Below are 21,567 nucleotides of genomic sequence, written 5' to 3' on the forward strand. Positions count from 1 at the left end.
CAGATTCTTCCCTTAAATAGTACTTTGCGTGATTAAATTTATAGGTTTTCAAGTATTTTAGTGTTGTAAGTATGTACAAAAGTGATCGTATCAAACCAATCATTCAGGTAGCTCTTGATCTCTTAGAAACCGACAGAGCAATACAGATAGCAAAAGAAGCCCTAGATGGCGGTGTTGACTGGCTTGAGGCAGGAACTCCTCTCATAAAAAGCGAGGGGATGGATGCCATAAGGAAACTGAGGGAAAACTTCCCTGACAAGATAATAATCGCAGATATGAAAATAGCAGATACTGGCGCTATGGAAGTTGAAATGGGAGCTAAGGCAGGTGCTGATATTGTGGTTGTGCTTGCGAGTGCCGATGACTCCACAATTCTGGAATCGGTACGTGCCGCAAAAAAATACGGTGTGAGGATAATGGCAGACCTGATATCGGCCATTGACCCTGTTTCCCGAAGCATCGAACTGGAAAAGATGGGTGTTGATTACATCAATGTGCATGCGGGCATAGATCAGCAGATGACCGGCCAGGATTCACTTGCTATAATGAAAAAAGTCGTAGAGAAGGTAAGCATTCCGGTTGCTATAGCAGGTGGACTGGATGCATATTCATGTTCGCAGGCTGTAGCCGCAGGGGTGGATGTGGTCATTGTTGGTGGAAATATAGTTCGCTCAGCCGATGTCACAGCCTCAGCAAAGGCCATAAGGCAAAGCGTGGATTCTCCTTCCGCAACAATACAATTGAAAAGATCGCCTGATGAAGAGATACGCGGGATACTTGATGGCGTTTCCACTCCTAATATTTCCGATGCCATGCACCGCAAAGGAGCTATGCAGGATATTTTCTCAATGGTCCCCGGAAAACGAATGATCGGTACTGCTGTCACTGTCCAGACTTTCAAAGGTGACTGGGCCAAGACCGTTGAGGCTATAGATGAGGCAAAGGAAGGAGATGTAATTGTTATCTACAACGGAAGCAGGCATGTTGCCCCATGGGGCGGTCTTGCAACTCTAAGTTGCCTTAACAGAGGAGTGGCAGGTGTTGTCGTCGATGGTGCTGTGCGGGACATAGACGATATTCGTAGCATTGGTTTGCCTGTTTTTGCAACCTGCAATGTCCCTAATGCAGGAGAACCAAAGGGATTTGGTGAGATCAATTCAGAAATCGTCTGCGGTAATCAAACAGTTAAACCTGGGGATTATATCATAGGGGATGACAATGGCGTAGTTGTCATTCCAAAAGAACGTGCCTATGAGATTGCAAGGCGTGCAAAAGAAGTAGAAAAGACGGAGCATCGCCTTTTTGAGGAGATACGCAGGGGTTCAACCCTGTCAGAGATCATGAAACTTAAGAAATGGGAGAAACATTGAAATGATAGAAATATTAAAAGTGCTGGCATGCATGCCCTTTTTACTTTATGCCTGTTATGCTGATATAAAAACCCGCCGTGTATCCAATGAAGTATGGTTCATGATGTTCGGTGTCGGATTCATTTTCATAATGTACGATCTTATGACATATGGTCTTCCATATCTTATACGTAACATCCTTTCTTTCCTGTTCATTTTTGCTTTTGTGTACATACTTTTCCAGTTTGGTGCTTTTGGAGGCGCGGATGCAAAAGTTCTAATGGTTATTTCGCTGATAATTCCTACATTCCCCACAATTACGCTAGCTTCAACCTCTTTTCCTATTAATGGGACTCCAATTATCAATTTGTTTGCTTTCAGTGTATTTGGCAATTCCGTAATACTCACAGTCATAGTTCCAATAGGTCTATTCCTGTACAACTTAGTAAAGAATCCTTCTGAATCGCTGAGACGTCCATTTTATATGTTCATTGGTTATGTTATGCCAATCTCAAAACTGGAAAAAGGACATTTTCGCATGATAGAGTCCTATAACAAAACTAAAGAGGGCATTGAGTTCAAGTTCACAAGATCAGGAACTGAACTCACCTCGGAAGTTATCTCTGAACTGAAAAACTATCAAAAGGCAGGAAAGGTCAGGGGTGGTGTGTGGATAACTCCGGGACTTCCATTCATGATCCCGATAACTGCGGGTTTTATCACAGCGGTGGTCTTCGGGGATCTAATATTCTATCTCACGATGCAGTTCATGATGATGTGAACTGCTTTTTATCTTTCATTAACTTTTAATACTCCTTTTTTCAAATTATTAATTGAGGTGGGTTCTATGGAAGAGAAAATTCCAGAAGCTAAAAAGCAGAAAAAAGAAGATGAAAAGGAAGTAAAAGTTACTCCTATACATCCAGGGGATTCCAGGGTTCGCCCAAAAAGGCATTTACTGGACACATGTGAGTAACTATTTAGGTGTATATTATCCAATATCATTTTTCTACGATGAGGGATCTATACACATTTCTTATTTCTTCATCAGAAAAAACGCCGCCGAGTTTATCTTTTATCATTCTGACAAGATCCTCTTCCAGTGCATCCATTGTTCTGAGCACCAGTTCTTTTTCAAGCTTCGGTTTTAAGCCTGGTGAATATGTTCTTTTCCTGTCATGTTCTGTTCGTGTTTCAGGTTTGGGAGTTTCCTGTTCGTCTGCTGAATGATTTTTTTCCTTTTCATCACAATACTTTGCAATTTCCTTGAGGAAAGTGTCTCCGTATTTCTTGAGTTTGTACTCTCCTACGCCGGTTATCTTCAGCAGTTCTTCTTTACTGCGGGGCTTTCTGGCAGCCATCTGCCGTAGGCTCGTATCGGCAAATACGATATATGGGGGTACATCCTGCATCTGGGCCATAGATATGCGCAGTTCTTTCAGTTTATCGAAGAGGTCCCGGTCAGGGTCATCACTAATTTTCCTGCGCAACACAGAAGAAGGCTTCAAGGGACTTTCATCTTTCCCCGGGGAAGATTCCACCGGTTCATAATCCCCCTGGCATTCTTCCTCTACTTTACGTGTGAAGATAACTACTTTGTTACCGGACAGGACTTCTTCGCTCTTCCTGTTAAGTTTGAGGAGAGGATAACGTGCGCCTTCCACTTTGATTATGTCCTGCCGTATCATCTCATGTGCCATTTCCATCCAGACAGGTCTGGTATGCATGTCACCCTGACCAAAGTTATTAAGAAGATGGTGTTTCTTGTCTGTGATCTTCTTTGCCCTGCTGCCTGTAATCACATCAATTACATGGTTCAGGCCATACCTCTGGTCAAGTTCCTTTATACAATTTATAAGCAATTTAGCATCGTCTGTACCGTCAACCTGTATGCGTGGCTGCAGGCAGACATCACATTTCCCACAATTGTCATCAGGTGTCTCCTCCCCGAAATACCTGAGCAATACTTTCCTGCGGCAGATGTTGCTCTCACAGTAGTCTACCATGTCGCTGAGCTGCTTTAAGGCGATGTCTCTTTCTTCCTTCTTATCCTTCTGTTTGATAAAATACTCTATCTTGAACCTGTCACCGCGGCTGAAGAACAGTACACACTCACATTCAAGTCCGTCTCTTCCTCCTCTGCCGGTTTCCTGGTAATAGCTCTCTAAGTTTTTAGGAAGGTCATAGTGAATAACAAAACGGACATTAGGCTTATCGATTCCCATGCCAAAGGCAATGGTAGCTACAATGATGTCCGTCCTGTCCTTTATGAACATCTCCTGGTTCTTTTCTCTCTGGCTGTCTTTCAGGCCGGCATGATATGGGAGGGCATTGAATCCGTCCTTCCTGAGCTTTTCAGTAAGGCTGTCAACAGTCCTGCGGCTCTGGCAATAGATTATACCGCTTTCTCCCTTCTTTTTTCTCAGGTATTGCAGTACATTGTCATAAGTGTCTTTCTTTGCCCTGACCCTATAGAAAAGGTTCTGACGGTTAAAACTGGCAACGTATGTTTTACCCTGCCTGATACCAAGTTGCTCAATGGTATCTTCCCTTACTTTTGGTGTGGCTGTTGCAGTAAGCGCAATTATCGGGACTCCTGGGAACTTTTTCTTCAGGAAATTGAGTTTGCGATATTCCGGCCTGAAGTCATGTCCCCATTCAGAGATGCAATGGCTTTCATCAATTGCAAAAAGGCTCACATTCAGGCTCTTCAGGAGCGTAATGGTATGTGACATGGTCAGCCTTTCAGGTGCCACATACAGGATCTTTATCTCGCCCCTTTTCAGTTCTTCATATATTCTCCCGGATTCGGCAGGTTTCAGGGTGCTGTTGAGAAATGCGGCATTTATACCGTTTTCCTTCAGGCTGTCCACCTGGTCCTTCATAAGGGAAATCAGAGGAGAAACGACTACCGTGATGCCATCCTTAAGCAGGGCAGGAAGCTGGTAACAAAGAGATTTGCCTCCTCCGGTGGGCATAAGCACAAAAGTGTCCCGGCCATTAAGCACGTCGTTGATTATGTCCTCCTGCAGGGGGCGAAATTCAGAATATCCAAAGTACTTCCGGAGAGTCTTATGCATCTTTAGACCATATTTGTTTTTTCTGCATATAGGTATCCAGTATATTTAATGGTCTGGTAAGCAGGGTGAAAGTATTACGTCTTATCCTCTGGCAAGACTCTTATGTCCGGGCGAGCATTAATATGTACGAAATACTATCTCAGGGTAAATCTCATTTTTGGAGTTCTCATTCATGGTAAAAGTAGACAAATTCATTCCTGAAGCAATAGAAAAAATACAGCAGCAGATCGATGGCAGGGCCATTATAGCACTTTCCGGAGGTGTGGACAGTTCTGTCTGTGCTATCCTTGCACACCGTGCCATTGGTGACAAGCTGACACCAATTTACATAGACACAGGACTGATGCGCAAAGGCGAAACTGAAAGGATCAAGGAGATATTCTCTGACATGAACCTTCAGGTCGTAGAAGCAAAGGACCGTTTCCTTTCAGCTCTTGCAGGTATCGGGGACCCTGAAGAGAAACGCAAGGCAGTCGGCGAGACTTTTATCCGTGTTTTTGAAGAAGAAGCGAAGTTACTGAAGGCCGAGTATCTTATACAGGGAACCATTTACCCTGACAGGATCGAGTCCGAGGGCGGTATAAAGTCACACCACAACGTAGGCGGCCTTCCATCGGTTATGGATTTCAAGTCAATTGTGGAGCCAATAGAGGATCTGTACAAGGATGAGGTCCGTGAGGTTGCCCGTGCACTGGAACTTCCGCATGAGATTTCTGAGAGGATGCCTTTCCCGGGTCCCGGTCTTTCAGTAAGGATCGTCGGCAAGGTCACAGAAGAACTTGTGGATGCTGTAAGGGAAGCCAATGCAATTGTTGAGGAAGAACTTGTGGAGCAGTTCCACCCATGGCAGACTTTCGCCGCAATTGTTGGCAAGGGCACTGGTGTTAAAGGGGATGTGAGGGTCCACGGCTGGATAGTTGCTGTAAGGGCAGTAGGTTCAAGGGATGGCATGACCGCAGAGGCAATGGAACTTCCATGGAGTGTCCTGAGGAAGATAGAATCCAGGATCACTGCAGAGATCCCATCAGTTGCAAGGGTCCTGTATGACCTGACACCAAAACCACCTGCAACAATAGAGTTCGAGTAAGTATCAGTAAGAGTAAGGAAATGTCACTAAATAAAGCAGTTCTTGATATCCGTAATCGCCAGAAAGTGAAGCCATCTCCTTCCAACGAGCCATGTGCTGTTTGGACCGGTAAAGATCTTCTTGGCACCGGACAGATTGACACTATTACCATCATTTTTAAGACATCAGGATGCTGGTGGGGCAAGGCAGGAGGGTGTACCATGTGCGGATATGTCTATGACAGTGCGCAGACCTCTCCTTCTGATGAGGATCTGATGGCCCAGTTATCAAGGGCAATGAAAAAAGCTTCTGGTTTTGAAAGGTTCATGGTCAAGATATTCACTTCAGGCAGTTTTCTTGATATCAAAGAGATACCACTTGAGGTGCGGCACAGGATCCTTGCTCAGCTTGATGCTGATGAAAGGATTGTAAAAGTGCTGGCAGAGACACGCCCTGAGTTTGTAACTGAGGATAATGTAAGGGATTGCATAAGCTTCCTCAAAAATACAGACTTTGAGGTTGCAATGGGTCTTGAGACAAGTTCGGATGTTATTCGCAAACAATCAATCAACAAAGGTTTTACTTTCAGGAACTTTACAGACGCTGCAATAGCCGCAAGGGCAAATGGCGCAACCGTGAAATCCTATCTCATGCTAAAACCGCTGTTCCTTTCCGAGAAGGATGCGCTGGAGGACATTATAAGAACTGTGCGGGATGCTGCAGAGTATACGGATACATTTTCCATCAATCTCTGTAATGTCCAGCGGGGCACATTTGTCGAGTACCTGTGGGAAAGGAAACAGTATCGTCCCCCATGGCTCTGGAGCATTGTCGAGATTTTCAAACGGACAAAAGCTGAGTTCCCGGATATGATAATCACATCTGATCCGGTGGGTGCGGGTTCTAAAAGAGGCCCTCATAATTGCAGGGAATGCAGTCATGACGTTGCTGATGCCATCAGGCTGTTCTCGCTCACACAGGACATTTCTTGTCTGGAGCATCTTTCATGTGACTGTAAAGACCTCTGGGAGCAGGTATTAGAACTTGAGGCTCACACATTTGGCAGTCCGATAATGGATTAAGATGAGTTCTCACTCATCTTTTTTATAGACCATTGTACCGATTCCAGTATCTGTGAAAAGTTCAAGTAGTATTGAGTGTGAAACACTTCCATCTATTATATGGATCTTCTCAACTCCGCTTGTTACCGAACCAGCAGCACTTCTCATCTTTGGTATCATTCCGCCTGATATAAGCCCGCTGTCGACCATGTCGTCTATTTCTTCAACAGCAACTCTTGAGATACGTGAACTTCTGTCTTTAATGTCTCTAAGAAGCCCAGGCACATCGGTCATAAGAATGAGTTTCTTGGCCTTCAGGGCTGCTGCGATATCCCCTGCAACTGTATCTGCATTTATGTTCAGGGCTTTTCCGCTAACATCCATAGCAATTGGTGATATTACAGGTATATACCCCTCCCGAATAAGTATATAAAGTAACTCAGGGTTGATTATCTCCGTATCGCCGACCCATCCCAGATCAACTTCGTGTTCCACGTTCTCAATCATGACCTTCTGGAATGGTTTTTTCTTTGCGATTATTAATTTCCCGTCCTTGCCTGAAAGTCCTATCCCCTTAGCACCGTGTTTTCCAATTAGTGCAACGATCTCAGTGTTGATATTGCCCACAAGGACCATGCGCGCAATCTCAAGTGTTTCATCGTCTGTTATCCGCAGGCCACCGACAAACTGGGATTCCTTTCCCATGCGCTTCATTTTTTCCGAAATCTCCGGGCCACCGCCATGCACTATAATTGGGTGTATCCCTACAAATTTCAGAAGGACAATATCCTGTATGATGTCACTCATCACCTCGGGATTGACCATTGCATGGCCGCCAACCTTGATTACCATTATTGAATCATGGAATTCCCTTATGTATGGCAATGCTTCAATCAGTACATTCTCTCGATTAAGTGTCATGGTGTATACCTGCAATTATTTTGTAAACTCCGGGCATGTGTGCTATTAAAAATCCGGAACTTGTTATTAATATGCTTAAATGATTTAAAAGTTATTTCTGCCGCAGGAGCAGATGAGCAAAGTAAAACAAAAGACCCAAAAATGGGTCCTTTATGAAAATCAGACTTTTTCCAGCTTTTCGATACCGACCTTCTTTACAAAAGGCTTGTTAATTTTGTCGGGCATCCAGTCTGGTTTGTTCTTAGGTGCTTCGACCTTCTCTTTCCAGCCTTTGAAGACGTGGATCTTCTTTGTTCCGCGCTCGCGAAGCCTAATGTCCTCTGGCTTTGATTTTGTTCCTTTTCCTCTGTTTGCCACTTTAAGCGCAGCCTGCCTTGGCTGTTTTCCAGTGAATACCCCATGTTCATTTCCTTTTTTGTCTCTTAACACAAAATTTCTTGTTTCAGACATGATGTCACCTCGTAATCATTATGCGATTACCTATGCTAACGGTATTTAGTATATAAGGTATATATATTTTTCTTTTAATGTTGTCTTATGTTCTTGTTTTACCGTATTTCCCGCAATTTAGGGCATTTATCTGGCTGAAATATGAGTATATTTTTATATTATTTGCTTAGGAACTGAGTGTATTGAGAGCGTTATGTGGCAACATGTCAAGTTAACTTGATTTACAAACTAATATGCTTCTTATTATTATCTGGCTTCTGATACTGGATTAATACTTTGCATATTCTTCTGATTCTTTTTTATTTTATTTTAGTCGTTGGATGACTTAACACAACATTTACATGTAATGAATCCCTTTCAGCATGATATAATTACTATCCATCATTATAGAATGGTTTTACTTTTTGATTTCAGAGGTCATAATAATGGAAGTCCCGGTTGTCAAACTACCCGATATACAGGCAAACAAGCCTCAAATACCTATTAACCTGACTCGTGTCGGCGTTACTAATGTTAAAAAACTGGTACAGATCAAGAGGAGGGACAAGCGCCCTGTTATCCTGATATGTACCTTTGATATCTTCGTAGATCTCCCTTCCCACCTGAAGGGTGCTAACCTGTCACGCAATTTCGAGGCAGTGGACGAAGTACTCGAAAAAGCAGTCAATATGCCTGTTTATGAGATCGAACAGCTTTGTAGTGACGTTGCCCAGAGTCTACTGACCCGTCATGAATATGCGACACGTGCGGAAGTTATTCTAAAAAGTGAGTACGTGGTCAAAAGGGAGTCTCCGTCCACCAAAATGGAGTGTCAGGAAGTCGTTGAGATATTTGCTGAAGCAATTGCCATGCGCGAAGATATTGAGAACATAGTGGTCAAGAAACTCATTGGTGCTGAGGTAGTGGGGATGACTGCATGCCCATGCGCACAGGAGATCATGAGGGATAATGCAAGGAAGGAGCTGGAAAACATAGGTGTGAATGACAAGCACATCGCAGAATTCCTTCACAGGGTCCCGATGGCCACTCACAACCAGCGTGGACGAGGTATAATCTCCATAGAGGTGGAAGGTAACATTTTCGTATCACTTGAAACGATCATAGAGATAATTGAAAAGTCCATGAGTTCCAGTGTATTTGAGCTTCTTAAGCGTGCTGATGAGGCAATGGTCGTTCAGACAGCTCACAATAATCCTAAATTCGTGGAAGACTGTGTAAGGACCATGGCAAAGAATATTGTCAAGGGTTTTGAACACCTGCCTAACGAATCAATTGTGACTATCAAACAGATCAATGAGGAAAGCATACACAGACACAATGCTTTTGCCGAAAGGGTGGCAACCATTGGTGACCTGCGTCTGGAAATTTCCCAGGATGCTTAATTATTAATCAGTGGTCTCATATGCCTAAAAAGTAAATCACAGGAGTTACACCATGGAAGATTCTGGAATAATCGAAGCTTTTGATATAGGTGGCAGTCCCATTTTAATAGGTTCAGTAGTGAGGTACGTGAATACCGGTACTGTTGGAAAGGTTATTGATCTTAAGGAAGATGATGAAGGTATCTGGGTGATGTTGGACAAAACAGGTCTTTATTATAAACCGGAAACACTTGTTATTGCAGATGCCAGCGAGCTGATAGAAGAAATGAAGGCTCGTACTTCTGTAGAAGATGCTGAATCCTATATACGCTCTTACGGGGCAGGAACCGGAACCAGTGTTGACATCGGGCAGGTGACGGGCGGTGGTTAACCGCCTCGTTTCTATTTTTTAAAAAAGTTAAATAAAGCCTTCATTTTCAATCAATGAGAGTGACCGTATCCATTCACCTTTAGGTTCCCTGGAAGTTCCCACAACTAGTCTTTTTATGTCTCCTACCTGTTCCACAACACCCTGCGCCTCAATTATTTCTCCTGCAAGTGCCTGTCCTGCATAGGTGTGCGTATAGGAAAGTACGTGGTCTATTTCCTCATGTTCAACCTTGTATACTGACGGACTATCAAAGGCAAGGTCTGCATTTGTGACCTTGGTTTCTATTTTCATAGTGCCAATATCTTTTCCTCTGTGTGTTTGCTCTTTGATCTGTTCCCAGTCGCGGACGAAAAGAAGATCAAAATATGTGCCGTCAACCATTCCACGGTTTCCCTTCCTTTTCTCATGAAGTATGAACTCTTCAAATGATATCTCAGGGATTCGCTTGTTGTATATTCTTTTCCACATTGCCCCATCAATATCATCTATGGGTCCGGGCTCTGCCTTTGCCTTTGCTATTGCATCCCTGGCAATGAACCATGATTCACCGTATACTACAAAATCGATGTCTGATCCTTCATTCTGAAGCCCCGGTAAAAGTGAGCCTGTAACGCCCATCATATCTCTGCTGATGCCTGCTTTCTCAAGGACATCCACAACAGCTTTCACTCTTTTGTCAGAGTCATATAGGCTGTCAATAACACTGTTTGGCGGAAGCACTTTTTTTATCTGGTCTTCAGGCACAACATGGACATCTTCTACCCATTCGGGGCGGTTGCTGCGCATGAAGTCAAAAGCCACATCAAAATCATATTTCTTGTAGCGTTTTCCATTGAGTTCGCGTTCACCATTCTCGTCAGGTACGTACCTCATTGTTGACCTGATGCCATGTGGGTGGAAATAATCGGAAACTGCAAAAATCCAGTCATCTTTTGTTACAAGGAAATCCCTTAGTCGTGTTTTGATCATATTTAGTCTTCCTGCTTATTTTTCCAGTAGTTATTTTCCGGTAAATATTTGTACAGGTAAATTGCCTTTTTACATAAAAATAGTACTGACCCGAAGGGTCAGATATCAAATATGATATATAGTCCTGATTATAATGGTCTGTCTATTATAGTGAAGTATAGTTGTTTTAATACATTTGCTGCAAGGTGAAACGGTTTGCAATCCTTTGAAAAATGGGTACGGGATATTCGTCGTGAGTTCCACAGAAATCCGGAAATGAGTTATCATGAGTATGGGACTCAGGGGCGGATTATATCTATTCTGAAGGAACTTGGGATCGATTGCAGAAAGATTGCAGATACAGGTGTTCTTGCTGAAGTTCGTGGCAGGGGCCATGGTCCGTGTATTGCCATACGTTCGGACATTGACGCACTTGCGGCATATGAATCCCTGACAAGATTCAATGCTGAATATATCTCTCAGAATCCTGGTGTGATGCATGCGTGTGGTCACGACGGGCATATGGCCATAGTTCTTGGTGTTGCCCGGATGATCAAGGAAAAGTGCCCGGATATCTGTGGAACTGTAAGATTTATTTTCCAGCCTGCTGAGGAAGTTCCTCCCGGCGGTGCTGTGCGGGTCATAGGCGAGGGCGGTCTTGAAGGTGTGGATGCAATTATTGGACTTCATATATTCGGTGATGTTGATGTTGGTACCATAAACTTGCGTCCGGGACCATTCATGGCAAGTTCCAACCGGTTTACAGTAAAGATATTCGGAAAAGGTGGACATCATTCGACACCGGATTATTGCATTGATCCTATACAGATAGCATCCGAATTCATATCTTCCCTGAACTCTCGGGTGTCACAGAAAGTGGCTTCTTCGGATTATGTACTTGGCTTTGGCACTATCAATAGTGGTAAACAGTTCAACAGGACGCCGGATGAGCTTGAAATTGTTGGCAGTTTCAGGACTTTTGACGATAGTGATACAGAAACGATAAAAAATACAATGTATTCACTTCTTGATTCTCTTATGGGATCTTATTCTCAGGAGGACATTGATGGCGTTCCTACCTATGAACTTAAGATTCAGTATGGGTATCCTGTACTTTTCAACTACCCTGTTTTCACGGATGCAGTTTCAAGGTTGCTAAAAAATACATTCCCGTATGTTAACTCCAATGCAGAAGCAATATTTGGTGCAGAGGATTTTGCCTACTATTTACAGGAAGTGCCGGGCATGTTTGCTATCCTTGGGACAAGGAATGTAGAAAAAGGAATTGTGGAAGGAAATCATTCTTGCAGTTTTGACATAGATGAAGATGTATTGATCACCGGTGTTGAGTTACTCTATTCTGTAGCCGTTGATTTTCTAAAGGATCCGGAAGTATATCTGGGGGTAGATCCTGAATGAATATAGTGCCTTTCTCGCCTGAGTGTTCTTTCAGGGCAAGATCATTCGTTCTTGGTGTGCTTTCTGAAGAAGGGTTTGACTACGATCCACTGAAAGATTCAGATCTGGATGATATTGAGAGCAATTATATCCGCAAAGGTGGCGGTTTTTTCATATCTTTTGATAACGGAGAGGTGGTCGGAACATCTGCTGTACGGAATATTGGATCGGACATTTGTGAAATAAAACGACTGTATGTTAAGAAAGAATGCAGGGGAAAAGGGCTGGGTCTGGCTTTATTTAAGGCAGTGCTGGAATTTGCAAAACAAAACTATTCATGTGCAAGATTGAAAACCGATTCATCACTCAAAAAAGCCATATCAATGTATCTGCAACATGGGTTTGTTTTATTAAAAGAAGATAATGGGACTATGTATTTTGAAAAGTCCCTGTAATGCGAGATTCATATCCTTCTCATCATTGCAACTTCATCGCAATTTGGGAATTTGGGACATTTTATGCATCCGCTCCATACTTTATGTGGGAGTAACTGTTTGTCTATTTTTTCAAATCCCTGCTTCTCAAAGAAAGGAACTGCATAGGTTAGCGTGAATACATTATTGATGCCAAGTTTTTTTGCATCTTCAAGGCAGACCCTGACAAGTTCAGTACCAATGCCTTTTCCCCGATGCTCCGGTTTCACAGCAAAGGATAATACTTCTGCCATGTCTTCCCAGCTTACCTGAAGGGCACAGCAACCTACGATTTCATTCTCAATCTCACAAACGTAGAAACTACGGGTAAATTCGTATAGTTCGCTCAATGATCGTGGAAGCATCTTTTCCAATTTTGAATAGTAATCTATGATGCTCTTAATTCCTGGTATATCATTGACAGTAGCCTTTCTTATTATCACTTATCAATCTCCGGAAATTATTAAAAAGAAAAATAGCGAGCGTGAAGGGATTTGAACCCTCGGCTTGCAGCTTAGGAGGCTGCCGCCATATCCTGACTAGGCCACACGCTCATGTTGTGTACTCTCGTAATAACATTCAATCTCTTAAACTTATTGGTGAAAAACCTTTCTGACATGTTTTCTTCTCTGTATCTTAGAAGGACTTTTCTGTTTGAACCGCAGAGTATGTCCTTTTAGATATTATTCAGTGTCCAGAAGGTTCATAAATCTCTTATTTTTCTCAATGTTGACATCGATTCCAAGCATCTCAGGGGGGAATCCAAGTGCAAGTCCCATGAGTTGCGTATAATGCAGGACAGGTATGTCAAATTCGGTTCCCATTCTCTCTTTGATCTCTCTTTGTCCTTCGCCCAGTTGCATATGACAGAACGGGCATGAGTTGACAATGCAATCGACATCTGCTTCTTTTATTCTGGAAAGTTTTGCCTCTGTCATTTTCAGGGACCTGTCCTTCATGGCAGAACGCACTCCGCCACCAGCTCCACAGCATGCCATCTTGTCCGGGTACTCAACACTTGTTGCCCCAAGTGCGGTGACAAGTTCGTCAAAAAATACGGGGCGTTCAAAATTTCCAAGTCCTCTGTCTTTTGTGGGTTTGATCAGATGGCATCCATAATGTACGGCAACCCGGATGTCTAACTGTTTTTCAACATAGGATCTGATATTCTCAGGGCCGTACTCTTGATACAGGAACTCTATAATGTGCCGTACATCAATAGTGCCATTTATTTCCTTTCCTATCTTCTTTAGATGCTCATTGACCTCTTCCTTTGCAGAATCCTCTCCTTTGATGCAGCGGTTTGCGTCTGCAAGCGTACTGAAACATCCATTACAGATCGTAAGCATGTCCCTTTCCATTTGTTCTGACAAGACTATATTGCGACTTGCGAGTGTCAGCCAGGTCGTCCTGTCAAATGAACGGAAAACTCCCGGAGCCGGGCAACAGGATGCACAGGGAAGGTCTGCGCAATCAACATCAAGTTTTGCAAGGCATAATTTAGTTGCCAGTTCGATTCCTGGGTATCTGTTTGGCACAAGGCATCCTAAAAAAAGAGACAATCCTTTCATATTTAACCTTCTTCTTTATATATCTTTAATCGGTCCGTCAGTTTCTGTTATCAATTTTCTAAAACCACAGGAATCAAGCAAGGTTTTTACTTCGTTGAGTCCATCCTCATATTTGTGTACGGTTTCAGGCAGTTCTTCCATTCCAATATCTGTTCTTTTTTTTCTGTTCTCCTCATTAATGGGTACTGCATGTCCGTATGCAAGCAGCATTTTACATACTTCCATGTGCTCAGGGTGTATGATTCCTTGATGTACCGAAATGGCCCTGATGTCAAGTAATATATCAACAATTGCTATGTTTCTCGGACATCTTTCCTGGCAGTTGTAACAGGTTGTGCACATCCAGAGTTCTTCATTACTGAGGATATCAGTTGTTTTGCCTGCAATTTTCACAAGTTTTCTTATATTCAGGCTGGTATGTCTTCCAGAGGGGCAACTACCACTGCATGCTCCGCATTGCATACATTTAAGTGCATCAATGGAGGCATTTTTGAGTTTCTCCTCAGTTACTGTTTCAGCTGTGTTCCTATCTTTCATATCGGTTCTCGCTGTATACTTAAAATCATTATTTTTGCAAGAATGATAAACCTTCCGCAGTATCCTCTGAAGGTTGCGGCGCCATCAGACATGGACAGCCTTCTTTCTTTACTTTAGTGTTTTCTATGGTGTGCACATTTATAATTGAATGGGTCTTATAATAAGTTCTTAAACTCGGGTGCATTTTTCAGAATCATGTTTTCTATAACTATTATCTCATTTCAGAGACAAGGTTTAACTATTCACCGGGTTTATATTTATTTGTAGAGTAAGCATTTTCATCCTTCATTAGTAAACTATATATATTACCTAATAGGTAATGGGTTACTTACCCCCTTTGAGAATAGAGGAGTAGTCAAAATGGTAAAAGCAAATCCAGTAACAAAGGAAGACGTGTTACAGGCTGTAACCGAGTGCGATGTCAAATTCATAAGAACCCAATTCACCGATACTCTTGGTATGATCAAAAGCTGGGCTATCCCTGCAGAAGACCTTGAGGGTGCATTCAAAAATGGTGTAATGTTCGATGGTTCATCAATCGAAGGATTCACAAGGATAGAAGAATCCGATATGATTCTCATGCCAGATCCATCAACCTTCAGGTTGCTTCCATGGAGGCCAAAGGAAGGCGCAGTTGCCCGTATAATTGGTGATGTGTACAGGCCAAATGGAAAGCCATTTGAGGGTGACCCAAGATATGTCCTTAAGCAGGCAATTGCAGAAGCTAATAAGCTGGGTTACTCCATGAACACAGGTCCGGAACTTGAGTTTTTCCTATTCGGGCTTGATGAGAAAGGCCACCCAACAACAAACCTTACCGATAAAGGAGGATACTTCGACTTCGCTCCTCTTGACAAGGCACAGGATGTAAGGAGAGCAATTGACTTCGCTCTTGAGGACATGGGCTTTAAAATTGAAGCTTCCCACCATGAGGTTGCTCCATCACAACATGAGATCAACTTCAGATTTGGTGATGCATTAAGCACAGCTGACAACATTGTTACATTCAAGTATGTTGTAAAATCCATTGCATATCACATGGGATACTATGCAAGCTTCATGCCAAAGCCACTATTTGGTGTAAATGGTTCAGGCATGCACTCCAACCAGTCCCTTATGAAGGATGGCGAGAATGTATTCTATGATCCGGACACTCCTGACCAGCTCTCTGTAACCTCAAAACAGTACATTGCAGGTATTTTGAAATACATTCGTGAATTCGCTGCAATCACCAACTCAACTGTAAACTCATACAAGAGACTTGTACCTGGGTATGAGGCACCTATCTATTGTACCTGGTCTGCATCAAACCGCAGTTCCCTTATCAGGATCCCTGCATCAAGAGGCCTGGGCACAAGGATCGAGCTGAGATGCCCTGACCCTGCATGCAACCCATACCTTGCATTTGCAGTCATGCTCCGCGCTGGTCTTGAAGGTATCAAGAACGAAATGGAACCTCCTGCATCAACCGATGTCAATGTATTCAAGCTTACGGATGCTGAAAAACAAGCAAGAGGTATCGAATCATTACCAGGCAGCCTGAAGGAAGCTATTGACCTTATGGCAGGCAGTGAGTTTGTAAAGAATGTAGTTGGAGATCACGTATTCACCAACTACCTCAAAGCAAAGAATGCCCAGTGGGATGAATATAAGGCACAGGTCCACCAGTGGGAACTGGATACCTACCTTAGTATACTGTAAGGGGAATTCCCCTTACTTTCACACTTTATATCCAACTAATAATATCTCAAGTGAGCAGCTTTTTTGAAGCTGCTAAAACGTGAATAGAAGTTGTTCACGCAACTGCGGGCTTTCCATTGTATCCTGTATGGATTTTTGCATGGTTAAATTCATATCAGGTTAATACTATCTCACAGCCCCTGAATTAAATACTTATAGTGATCAACATGTGCGGAATTATAGGCGTAATCGATCGGACAATGTCCAGAATGGACGGCTCCAGTATTAAGAGAGCCTTGAGTCTGATGGATGAAAGAGGAAGTGGAGAAGGCGCAGGATATGTAGCTTATGGCATCTATCCTGACTATGCAGATTGTTATGCGATCCACGTATTTTTTGATAATCTGTTAGAACCGAAAACTATGGTGGACAGCATCCTCCAGAAATGGGGAAGGATAATCCATCAGGAAGAGATCCCTACATATGATCAGCCGGATCTCAAAAAGGAACACATTCCCTGGAGGTATTTCTTCAGACCTTATACCGATCTGATAGTAGGTACAACAAATCCTGCTGATGATACAGTCAAGCATCTGGTGATGACTGTCAATTCTTCCATCGAAGGTGCTTTGATATTCTCCTCAGGAATTAATCTGGGTGTCTTCAAGGCTGCCGGATGGCCAGAGGATGTAGCCAACTTCTATAGGATAGAGGATTACAAGGGTTACATCTGGCTTGCACATAACCGTTATCCTACTAACACTTCGGGATGGTGGGGAGGAGCTCATCCCTTCAACTTGCTTGACTGGGCAGTTGTCCACAATGGCGAGATAACTTCTTACGGTACAAACCGTCGTTATGTGGAAAGCAACGGATACAAGTGTACAATGTTTACTGATACTGAAGTCGTTGCTTACCTATTCGATCTTCTCGGAAGGAGACACGGACTTCCACCTGAGACTGTTGTTACAGCACTTGCCCCCCCTTTCTGGGATGAGATAGACGATATGCCGGAAAAGAAGGAAGAATTCCTGCGTACATTGCGTCTTACATACGGACCTGCATTAATGAATGGTCCTTTTGCAATAGTTGTTGCTACAAAGGATGGGATCGTCGGTTTCACTGACAGGATAAAGCTGCGTCCTCTTGTTGTAGGGGAAAATGGATCCCGTCTCTATATATCAAGTGAAGAGGCCGCCATACGTACGATGGACCCTGAAGTACAGACAATATACATGCCAAGAGCAGGAGAGCCAGTCATCGGGAGGGTTATGGTATGAGCCTTGGTAGTGTTCCTCTAAAGTATAAGATAAGCATTGACCGTGAACAGTGCATGAAATGCATGCGTTGCGTTGACAACTGTTCCTATGGCGTTTACAGGATTGAAAATGACAAGATCCTCATAGATTCCCGTAAATGTACTGCATGCCATCGCTGTATCTCCATGTGTCCAAGAGATGCCATCATGCTTCAGGAAAAGCCTGTGGACTATCGCAGCCACCCTCTATGGACAGCAGAGGCACGTGAAGATGTGATAAACCAGGCACGTACAGGAAAGATCATCCTGGCGGGGATGGGTAATGCACGTGATTACCCTATTATATTTGACAGGTTGGTACTGGATGCATGCCAGGTCACAAATCCAAGCATCGACCCTCTAAGAGAGCCAATGGAGCTGAGGACGTATCTAGGTAAGAAGCCTGCTAAGCTTGAATTTACAAAGAACGATGGTGACGTGGAGCTTAAAACAAAGCTTGCTCCAAATCTCAAACTCGACACTCCTATAATGATCGGCCACATGAGTTACGGTGCTATCAGCCTGAACGCACAGCTCAGTCTTGCAAAGGCTGTTGCAAAAACCGGGACTTTCATGGGTACCGGTGAAGGAGGCATGCACGAGTCCATTTATCCATATCAGGACCACACTATAGTCCAGATAGCATCAGGACGTTTCGGTGTTGACATCAACTATCTGGAGCGCGGTGCAGCAATTGAGATTAAGGTTGGCCAGGGTGCAAAACCCGGAATTGGTGGCCATCTTCCCGGGGAGAAAGTGTGTTCTGATGTTTCCTGTACCCGTATGATCCCACTGGGTTCAGATGCTATCAGCCCTGCTCCTCATCATGATATTTACAGTATAGAAGACCTTGCTCAGCTTGTGCGTAGTCTTAAAGAAGCCACAGAGTGGAAAAAGCCGGTCTTTGTGAAGATAGCTGCAGTACATAATGTAGCTGCGATTGCTGCCGGTGTGGCAAGATCATCCGCAGATGCGGTAGTCATTGATGGTTTCCGCGGCGGTACAGGCGCAGCACCAAAGGTATTCAGGGACAATGTCGGTATTCCTATTGAAGCAGCAATTGCCGCAGTAGACCAGAAGCTGAACGACCAAGGAATCAGGAATGAAGTATCATTGATTGCCAGTGGTGGTATACGTAACAGTGCCGATATTGCAAAATCCATAGCTCTTGGCGCTGATGCAGTATACATTGGAACCGCTTCACTCATAGCACTTGGATGTCGTGTATGTGGTAACTGCTACCGTGGACTCTGTCCATGGGGTATCGCAACCCAGAAGCCTGAACTTGTCAACCGTATCGATCCGGAGCTTGGTTCTGAGCATGTTGCAAACCTTATCAATGCCTGGACACTTGAACTAAGTGAACTGATGGGTGCAGCAGGTCTTAACAGCATTGAGAGTCTCCGTGGAAACCGTGAGCGTCTGCGTGGTTACATGCTTGACGAAGGTCTGCTGAATGTACTCAAAGTAGAATCCGTGGGGGCCTGATTGAAGTGGAACCTTTAGTCATAGATGCAAAAGGTATGCACTACACTCCACTGAACAAAATGATCCGTGAAGCTGTGGCTTCAGGTGTCAAGGAAATAGTTCTCAATAATGTTCTCGGACAGCGCTTCATCGGTAACGGACTGCGAGGCGATGCAAAGATTACCATTAACGGCGTTCCCGGTGGGGATCTTGGAATGTTCATGAGCGGTCCGGAATGTGAGATATTTGGTGATGCAGAACACGCTCCCGGGAACACAATGGATAGTGGAGCATTGTTCATCCACGGAAGTGCAGGTGATGCAGTAGCACACAGCATGCGTGGCGGAAAGGTATTCGTGAAAGGTAACATCGGCTATCGTGGCGGTATACACATGAAGGAGTATGAGGACAAGCGTCCTATCCTTGCTGTGGGTGGAACATCCCATGCGTTCCTTGGAGAATACATGGCTGGTGGTCTCATCCTTATATTTGGCATTGGCCAGGAATCGGCAGTTCAGGATCGTGGCATAGGTAGTGGTATACATGGTGGAGAGATCGTAATCAGAGGCGATGTCAACGAGAAACTGCTTGGTGTCGGAGCCAAGAAAGTTGCTTTTAACGAAGACGACCTGAAGAGGTTGACTCCTGTGATAAAAGAGTTCTGTGAAAGGTTTGGCATAGATCCGTCCTCCTTCCTGGACACTAACTATTCACGAATAATTCCTGCAAGCAGCAGGCCTTTTGCAGGTAAATACACATGGGAGTGATTATAATGGCAGGTAAAAATTATCTGGATCTTAAGGCAGAAATCTGGGACACCGGAAAATGCGCATCATGTGGAGCGTGTGTAGCTGTATGTCCGGCAGATGCTATTTACTTTGAAACTGGCAGGGATTCCACTCATCCTCTTAACAGTGGCTACTGTAAGGATGCCAGCGATGGGGTTCCGTGTGGTGCATGCTATGAAGTATGCCCGAGGATTGACCGACCATCATCTGAAGTCATTGGTGAATACATTGATATTGTATCTGCAAAGGCAGGTATCGACATCCCAAGAAAACAGAGTGGTGGGGCTGTAACCGCAATACTTACAAATGCCCTTGAACATGGAATGATCGATGCAATAGTCACTGTTGTAGAAGATCCCTGGACACTGCGGCCTTCATCTGCTGTAATTACTTCATCTGAGGTCCTTGTCCATCATGCAGGAAGCCGTTACAACTGGTGGGTTCCTCTGGTAGCTTCACTGAAAGAAGCTGTCATCACCCGCAAATATACTAACGTAGCAGTTGTGGGAGTCCCATGTGTCATACAGGCTGTAAGTAAGATGCGAAAGAGTGAAATGGATCTTTTACGTCCGTTCAGGAAATACATACGTCTTGCAGTGGGACTTTTCTGTACGGAAACCTTCGACTACGAAAAGCTTGTTCAGGACAAACTCATTTCAGAGCGTAAGATGGACCCTCTTGATATCATACACTTTGATGTAAAGGGCAAACTTGAGATCACTCTGAAAGATGGAAGCACGACGGTCATCTCATTAAAAGAAGTAGAGGACTGTGTGCGTCCGGGATGCCATATATGTACAGACCTTACAGCACTGGATGCAGACATATCAGCAGGTTCCATTGGCAGCGCCCAAGGTTACACGACCTTGATAATACGCAATCCGGTTGGCAAGCAGTTTGTCGACAGTGCAGTAATTAATGGAAAACTGTCCCTTGAAAATGATGTAAATCTGGAATTGGTTGAAAAGCTATCACTAAAGAAGCTTGAACGAATGCCAGAGGAGTAACCAAAAAACAAAAATCACGTTTATGGACACGGTGCCTACCACTTCCTCTATTCTTCCTAACCATGCAATAGGCACTCGTGTCCTGTCTTTTTTCAATCAAAGCGGTCATAAGAGGATACCGGATATCCTGCAAAGTTTCCCGCAATGATAACGATTTTTTAGGAAAAGACTCTCTTATCGAGAATCTAATCTTATATTATTGTTTTGCATACAATATCTAAATCTTCTTCTTATAATATATCGTGTCGATCCCATTTCCTCTATCATTGAGGACTATCGAATATGCGTAGTATCCCATCTTCTCATAGAATTTCATTGCAGCAGGGTTGCTTGACCAGGTGCAAAGATAGATTATTTTGAACTCATGTTCGTTAAGTTTCTCTTCAAGTCTCATGCATAGTTCCCGGCTGATCCCGTAGTTCCTGTAATCAGGGTGCGTGGCAAGAAAATTGATGTAGGCGGTATCATCACTTTTCCAGTTTATTGTACAGCCCACCATACCTACAAAACCACCAAGGGGATCTGATACACTTCTTTCTTCTAACCTGGCAACAAGGAAATTTGCTTCAGGCGTGTCAAGGCATGCATCTACTCTTTCATGAATGCCCCCTCCCCTTTTACTAAGGGGAGGATAAAAATCATTATCTACAAGTTCAATGAATCTTTTGACCTGCAGATAATCAGCTTTTCTTGTTTCCTTTATTGAATATGCAGGATTCATG

Annotated in this window: 22 protein-coding genes and 1 tRNA gene; 14 read left to right on the forward strand and 9 right to left on the reverse strand. The window is 43.6% G+C overall.

What is annotated here, in order from left to right; genetic code table 11:
* The first annotated feature begins 71 nt into the window (after positions 1-71).
* From hxlA to BB781_RS16310, 3 genes are all read left to right on the forward strand, one after another.
* Entirely contained in the window at positions 72-1,370 is a 1,299-nt protein-coding gene (hxlA, locus tag BB781_RS04115; protein WP_094227234.1) for a 3-hexulose-6-phosphate synthase, read from the forward strand.
* 1 nt (position 1,371) lies between these two features.
* Positions 1,372-2,130: an A24 family peptidase C-terminal domain-containing protein gene (locus BB781_RS04120; RefSeq protein WP_094227235.1), complete on the forward strand. Its 759-nt coding sequence runs from the start codon at positions 1,372-1,374 to the stop codon at positions 2,128-2,130.
* A gap of 66 nt (positions 2,131-2,196) precedes the next feature.
* On the forward strand, positions 2,197-2,325 hold the full coding sequence (locus BB781_RS16310) for a hypothetical protein (protein ID WP_277985479.1): 129 nt from the start codon (positions 2,197-2,199) through the stop codon (positions 2,323-2,325).
* 25 nt (positions 2,326-2,350) lie between these two features.
* Here BB781_RS16310 and recQ read toward each other — a convergent pair whose 3' ends face one another.
* Entirely contained in the window at positions 2,351-4,429 is a 2,079-nt protein-coding gene (gene recQ / locus BB781_RS04125) for a DNA helicase RecQ (RefSeq protein WP_094227236.1), read from the reverse strand.
* Between the two features lie 172 nt (positions 4,430-4,601).
* Between recQ and guaA the strand changes: the two genes are divergently transcribed.
* Both guaA and BB781_RS04135 read left to right on the forward strand, forming a co-directional pair.
* The gene (gene guaA / locus BB781_RS04130) at positions 4,602-5,516 is read left to right on the forward strand and encodes a glutamine-hydrolyzing GMP synthase (RefSeq protein ID WP_094227237.1); all 915 of its coding nucleotides are present in this window, start codon (positions 4,602-4,604) and stop codon (positions 5,514-5,516) included.
* Between the two features lie 20 nt (positions 5,517-5,536).
* Positions 5,537-6,577 carry an archaeosine biosynthesis radical SAM protein RaSEA gene (locus tag BB781_RS04135; RefSeq protein WP_094227238.1) on the forward strand — a complete coding sequence of 347 codons (1,041 nt, stop codon included), beginning with the start codon at positions 5,537-5,539 and terminating at the stop codon, positions 6,575-6,577.
* A 9-nt stretch (positions 6,578-6,586) separates the two neighbouring features.
* Here the strand turns inward: BB781_RS04135 and argB are convergent, their stop codons facing one another.
* Positions 6,587-7,477: an acetylglutamate kinase gene (gene argB, locus BB781_RS04140; protein WP_094227239.1), complete on the reverse strand. Its 891-nt coding sequence runs from the start codon at positions 7,475-7,477 to the stop codon at positions 6,587-6,589.
* Positions 7,478-7,636: 159 nt separating this feature from the next.
* Complete coding sequence (locus BB781_RS04145) at positions 7,637-7,927, reverse strand: non-histone chromosomal MC1 family protein (RefSeq protein ID WP_094227240.1); 291 nt, start codon at positions 7,925-7,927, stop codon at positions 7,637-7,639.
* 425 nt (positions 7,928-8,352) lie between these two features.
* On the opposite strand from BB781_RS04145, the gene mptA reads away from it, so the two are divergent.
* Positions 8,353-9,309: a GTP cyclohydrolase MptA gene (gene mptA / locus BB781_RS04150; RefSeq protein WP_094227241.1), complete on the forward strand. Its 957-nt coding sequence runs from the start codon at positions 8,353-8,355 to the stop codon at positions 9,307-9,309.
* Between the two features lie 52 nt (positions 9,310-9,361).
* The gene (locus BB781_RS04155) at positions 9,362-9,679 is read left to right on the forward strand and encodes a DUF2098 domain-containing protein (RefSeq protein ID WP_094227242.1); all 318 of its coding nucleotides are present in this window, start codon (positions 9,362-9,364) and stop codon (positions 9,677-9,679) included.
* 27 nt (positions 9,680-9,706) lie between these two features.
* Here the strand turns inward: BB781_RS04155 and BB781_RS04160 are convergent, their stop codons facing one another.
* Positions 9,707-10,648, reverse strand: a complete 942-nt coding sequence (locus BB781_RS04160) for a nucleotidyltransferase domain-containing protein (protein ID WP_094227243.1) — start codon at positions 10,646-10,648, stop codon at positions 9,707-9,709.
* Between the two features lie 195 nt (positions 10,649-10,843).
* Here BB781_RS04160 and BB781_RS04165 point away from each other — a divergent pair, with 195 nt between their 5' ends.
* Positions 10,844-12,046, forward strand: a complete 1,203-nt coding sequence (locus tag BB781_RS04165; RefSeq protein ID WP_094227244.1) for a M20 metallopeptidase family protein — start codon at positions 10,844-10,846, stop codon at positions 12,044-12,046.
* Positions 12,043-12,480 (forward strand): GNAT family N-acetyltransferase, encoded by a 438-nt coding sequence (locus tag BB781_RS04170; protein WP_094227245.1) that lies wholly within the window; start codon positions 12,043-12,045, stop codon positions 12,478-12,480. The genes BB781_RS04165 and BB781_RS04170 overlap by 4 nt, the downstream gene beginning before the upstream one ends.
* 8 nt (positions 12,481-12,488) lie before the next feature.
* On the opposite strand, the gene BB781_RS04175 is transcribed toward BB781_RS04170, so the two are convergent.
* The 4 genes from BB781_RS04175 to hdrC form a co-directional block, all read right to left on the reverse strand.
* A complete protein-coding gene (locus BB781_RS04175; RefSeq protein ID WP_340637507.1) occupies positions 12,489-12,941 on the reverse strand; it encodes an N-acetyltransferase in 453 nt (150 codons plus the stop codon).
* Between the two features lie 36 nt (positions 12,942-12,977).
* Positions 12,978-13,052 (reverse strand) — tRNA-Arg (locus BB781_RS04180).
* Positions 13,053-13,181: 129 nt separating this feature from the next.
* Positions 13,182-14,069 (reverse strand): CoB--CoM heterodisulfide reductase subunit B, encoded by an 888-nt coding sequence (gene hdrB / locus BB781_RS04185; protein WP_094227246.1) that lies wholly within the window; start codon positions 14,067-14,069, stop codon positions 13,182-13,184.
* Between the two features lie 15 nt (positions 14,070-14,084).
* Positions 14,085-14,606, reverse strand: coding sequence for a CoB--CoM heterodisulfide reductase subunit C (hdrC, locus tag BB781_RS04190; protein ID WP_094227247.1), 522 nt, complete (start codon positions 14,604-14,606; stop codon positions 14,085-14,087).
* Between the two features lie 360 nt (positions 14,607-14,966).
* Here hdrC and glnA point away from each other — a divergent pair, with 360 nt between their 5' ends.
* The 5 genes from glnA to BB781_RS04215 all read left to right on the forward strand — a co-directional run bounded on the left by glnA (position 14,967) and on the right by BB781_RS04215 (position 20,845).
* The gene (gene glnA / locus BB781_RS04195) at positions 14,967-16,307 is read left to right on the forward strand and encodes a type I glutamate--ammonia ligase (RefSeq protein WP_094227248.1); all 1,341 of its coding nucleotides are present in this window, start codon (positions 14,967-14,969) and stop codon (positions 16,305-16,307) included.
* Between the two features lie 206 nt (positions 16,308-16,513).
* Positions 16,514-17,566 (forward strand): class II glutamine amidotransferase, encoded by a 1,053-nt coding sequence (locus BB781_RS04200; protein ID WP_094227249.1) that lies wholly within the window; start codon positions 16,514-16,516, stop codon positions 17,564-17,566.
* Positions 17,563-19,071 (forward strand): glutamate synthase-related protein, encoded by a 1,509-nt coding sequence (locus BB781_RS04205; RefSeq protein WP_094227250.1) that lies wholly within the window; start codon positions 17,563-17,565, stop codon positions 19,069-19,071. Before BB781_RS04200 ends, BB781_RS04205 begins: the two co-directional genes overlap by 4 nt.
* 35 nt (positions 19,072-19,106) lie before the next feature.
* The gene (locus tag BB781_RS04210; RefSeq protein WP_394335325.1) at positions 19,107-19,817 is read left to right on the forward strand and encodes a GltB/FmdC/FwdC-like GXGXG domain-containing protein; all 711 of its coding nucleotides are present in this window, start codon (positions 19,107-19,109) and stop codon (positions 19,815-19,817) included.
* 5 nt (positions 19,818-19,822) lie between these two features.
* Entirely contained in the window at positions 19,823-20,845 is a 1,023-nt protein-coding gene (locus BB781_RS04215; RefSeq protein ID WP_094227264.1) for a Coenzyme F420 hydrogenase/dehydrogenase, beta subunit C-terminal domain, read from the forward strand.
* Between the two features lie 217 nt (positions 20,846-21,062).
* On the opposite strand, the gene BB781_RS04220 is transcribed toward BB781_RS04215, so the two are convergent.
* Positions 21,063-21,566 (reverse strand): GNAT family N-acetyltransferase, encoded by a 504-nt coding sequence (locus BB781_RS04220; RefSeq protein WP_094227252.1) that lies wholly within the window; start codon positions 21,564-21,566, stop codon positions 21,063-21,065.
* Between the last annotated feature and the right edge of the window lies 1 nt (position 21,567).

The sequence above is a fragment of the Methanolobus psychrotolerans genome (genome assembly GCF_002243045.1).
Taxonomy (GTDB): Archaea; Halobacteriota; Methanosarcinia; order Methanosarcinales; family Methanosarcinaceae; genus Methanolobus; species Methanolobus psychrotolerans.

Coding starts and splice junctions, on each gene's coding strand:
- hxlA (WP_094227234.1), top strand. CDS start 72: ATGTACAAAAGTGATCGTATCAAACCAATCATTCAGGTAGCTCTTGAT.
- BB781_RS04120 (WP_094227235.1), top strand. CDS start 1,372: ATGATAGAAATATTAAAAGTGCTGGCATGCATGCCCTTTTTACTTTAT.
- BB781_RS16310 (WP_277985479.1), top strand. CDS start 2,197: ATGGAAGAGAAAATTCCAGAAGCTAAAAAGCAGAAAAAAGAAGATGAA.
- recQ (WP_094227236.1), bottom strand. CDS start 4,429: ATGCATAAGACTCTCCGGAAGTACTTTGGATATTCTGAATTTCGCCCC.
- guaA (WP_094227237.1), top strand. CDS start 4,602: ATGGTAAAAGTAGACAAATTCATTCCTGAAGCAATAGAAAAAATACAG.
- BB781_RS04135 (WP_094227238.1), top strand. CDS start 5,537: ATGTCACTAAATAAAGCAGTTCTTGATATCCGTAATCGCCAGAAAGTG.
- argB (WP_094227239.1), bottom strand. CDS start 7,477: ATGACACTTAATCGAGAGAATGTACTGATTGAAGCATTGCCATACATA.
- BB781_RS04145 (WP_094227240.1), bottom strand. CDS start 7,927: ATGTCTGAAACAAGAAATTTTGTGTTAAGAGACAAAAAAGGAAATGAA.
- mptA (WP_094227241.1), top strand. CDS start 8,353: ATGGAAGTCCCGGTTGTCAAACTACCCGATATACAGGCAAACAAGCCT.
- BB781_RS04155 (WP_094227242.1), top strand. CDS start 9,362: ATGGAAGATTCTGGAATAATCGAAGCTTTTGATATAGGTGGCAGTCCC.
- BB781_RS04160 (WP_094227243.1), bottom strand. CDS start 10,648: ATGATCAAAACACGACTAAGGGATTTCCTTGTAACAAAAGATGACTGG.
- BB781_RS04170 (WP_094227245.1), top strand. CDS start 12,043: ATGAATATAGTGCCTTTCTCGCCTGAGTGTTCTTTCAGGGCAAGATCA.
- hdrB (WP_094227246.1), bottom strand. CDS start 14,069: ATGAAAGGATTGTCTCTTTTTTTAGGATGCCTTGTGCCAAACAGATAC.
- hdrC (WP_094227247.1), bottom strand. CDS start 14,606: ATGAAAGATAGGAACACAGCTGAAACAGTAACTGAGGAGAAACTCAAA.
- glnA (WP_094227248.1), top strand. CDS start 14,967: ATGGTAAAAGCAAATCCAGTAACAAAGGAAGACGTGTTACAGGCTGTA.
- BB781_RS04200 (WP_094227249.1), top strand. CDS start 16,514: ATGTGCGGAATTATAGGCGTAATCGATCGGACAATGTCCAGAATGGAC.
- BB781_RS04205 (WP_094227250.1), top strand. CDS start 17,563: ATGAGCCTTGGTAGTGTTCCTCTAAAGTATAAGATAAGCATTGACCGT.
- BB781_RS04210 (WP_394335325.1), top strand. CDS start 19,107: ATGCACTACACTCCACTGAACAAAATGATCCGTGAAGCTGTGGCTTCA.
- BB781_RS04215 (WP_094227264.1), top strand. CDS start 19,823: ATGGCAGGTAAAAATTATCTGGATCTTAAGGCAGAAATCTGGGACACC.
- BB781_RS04220 (WP_094227252.1), bottom strand. CDS start 21,566: ATGAATCCTGCATATTCAATAAAGGAAACAAGAAAAGCTGATTATCTG.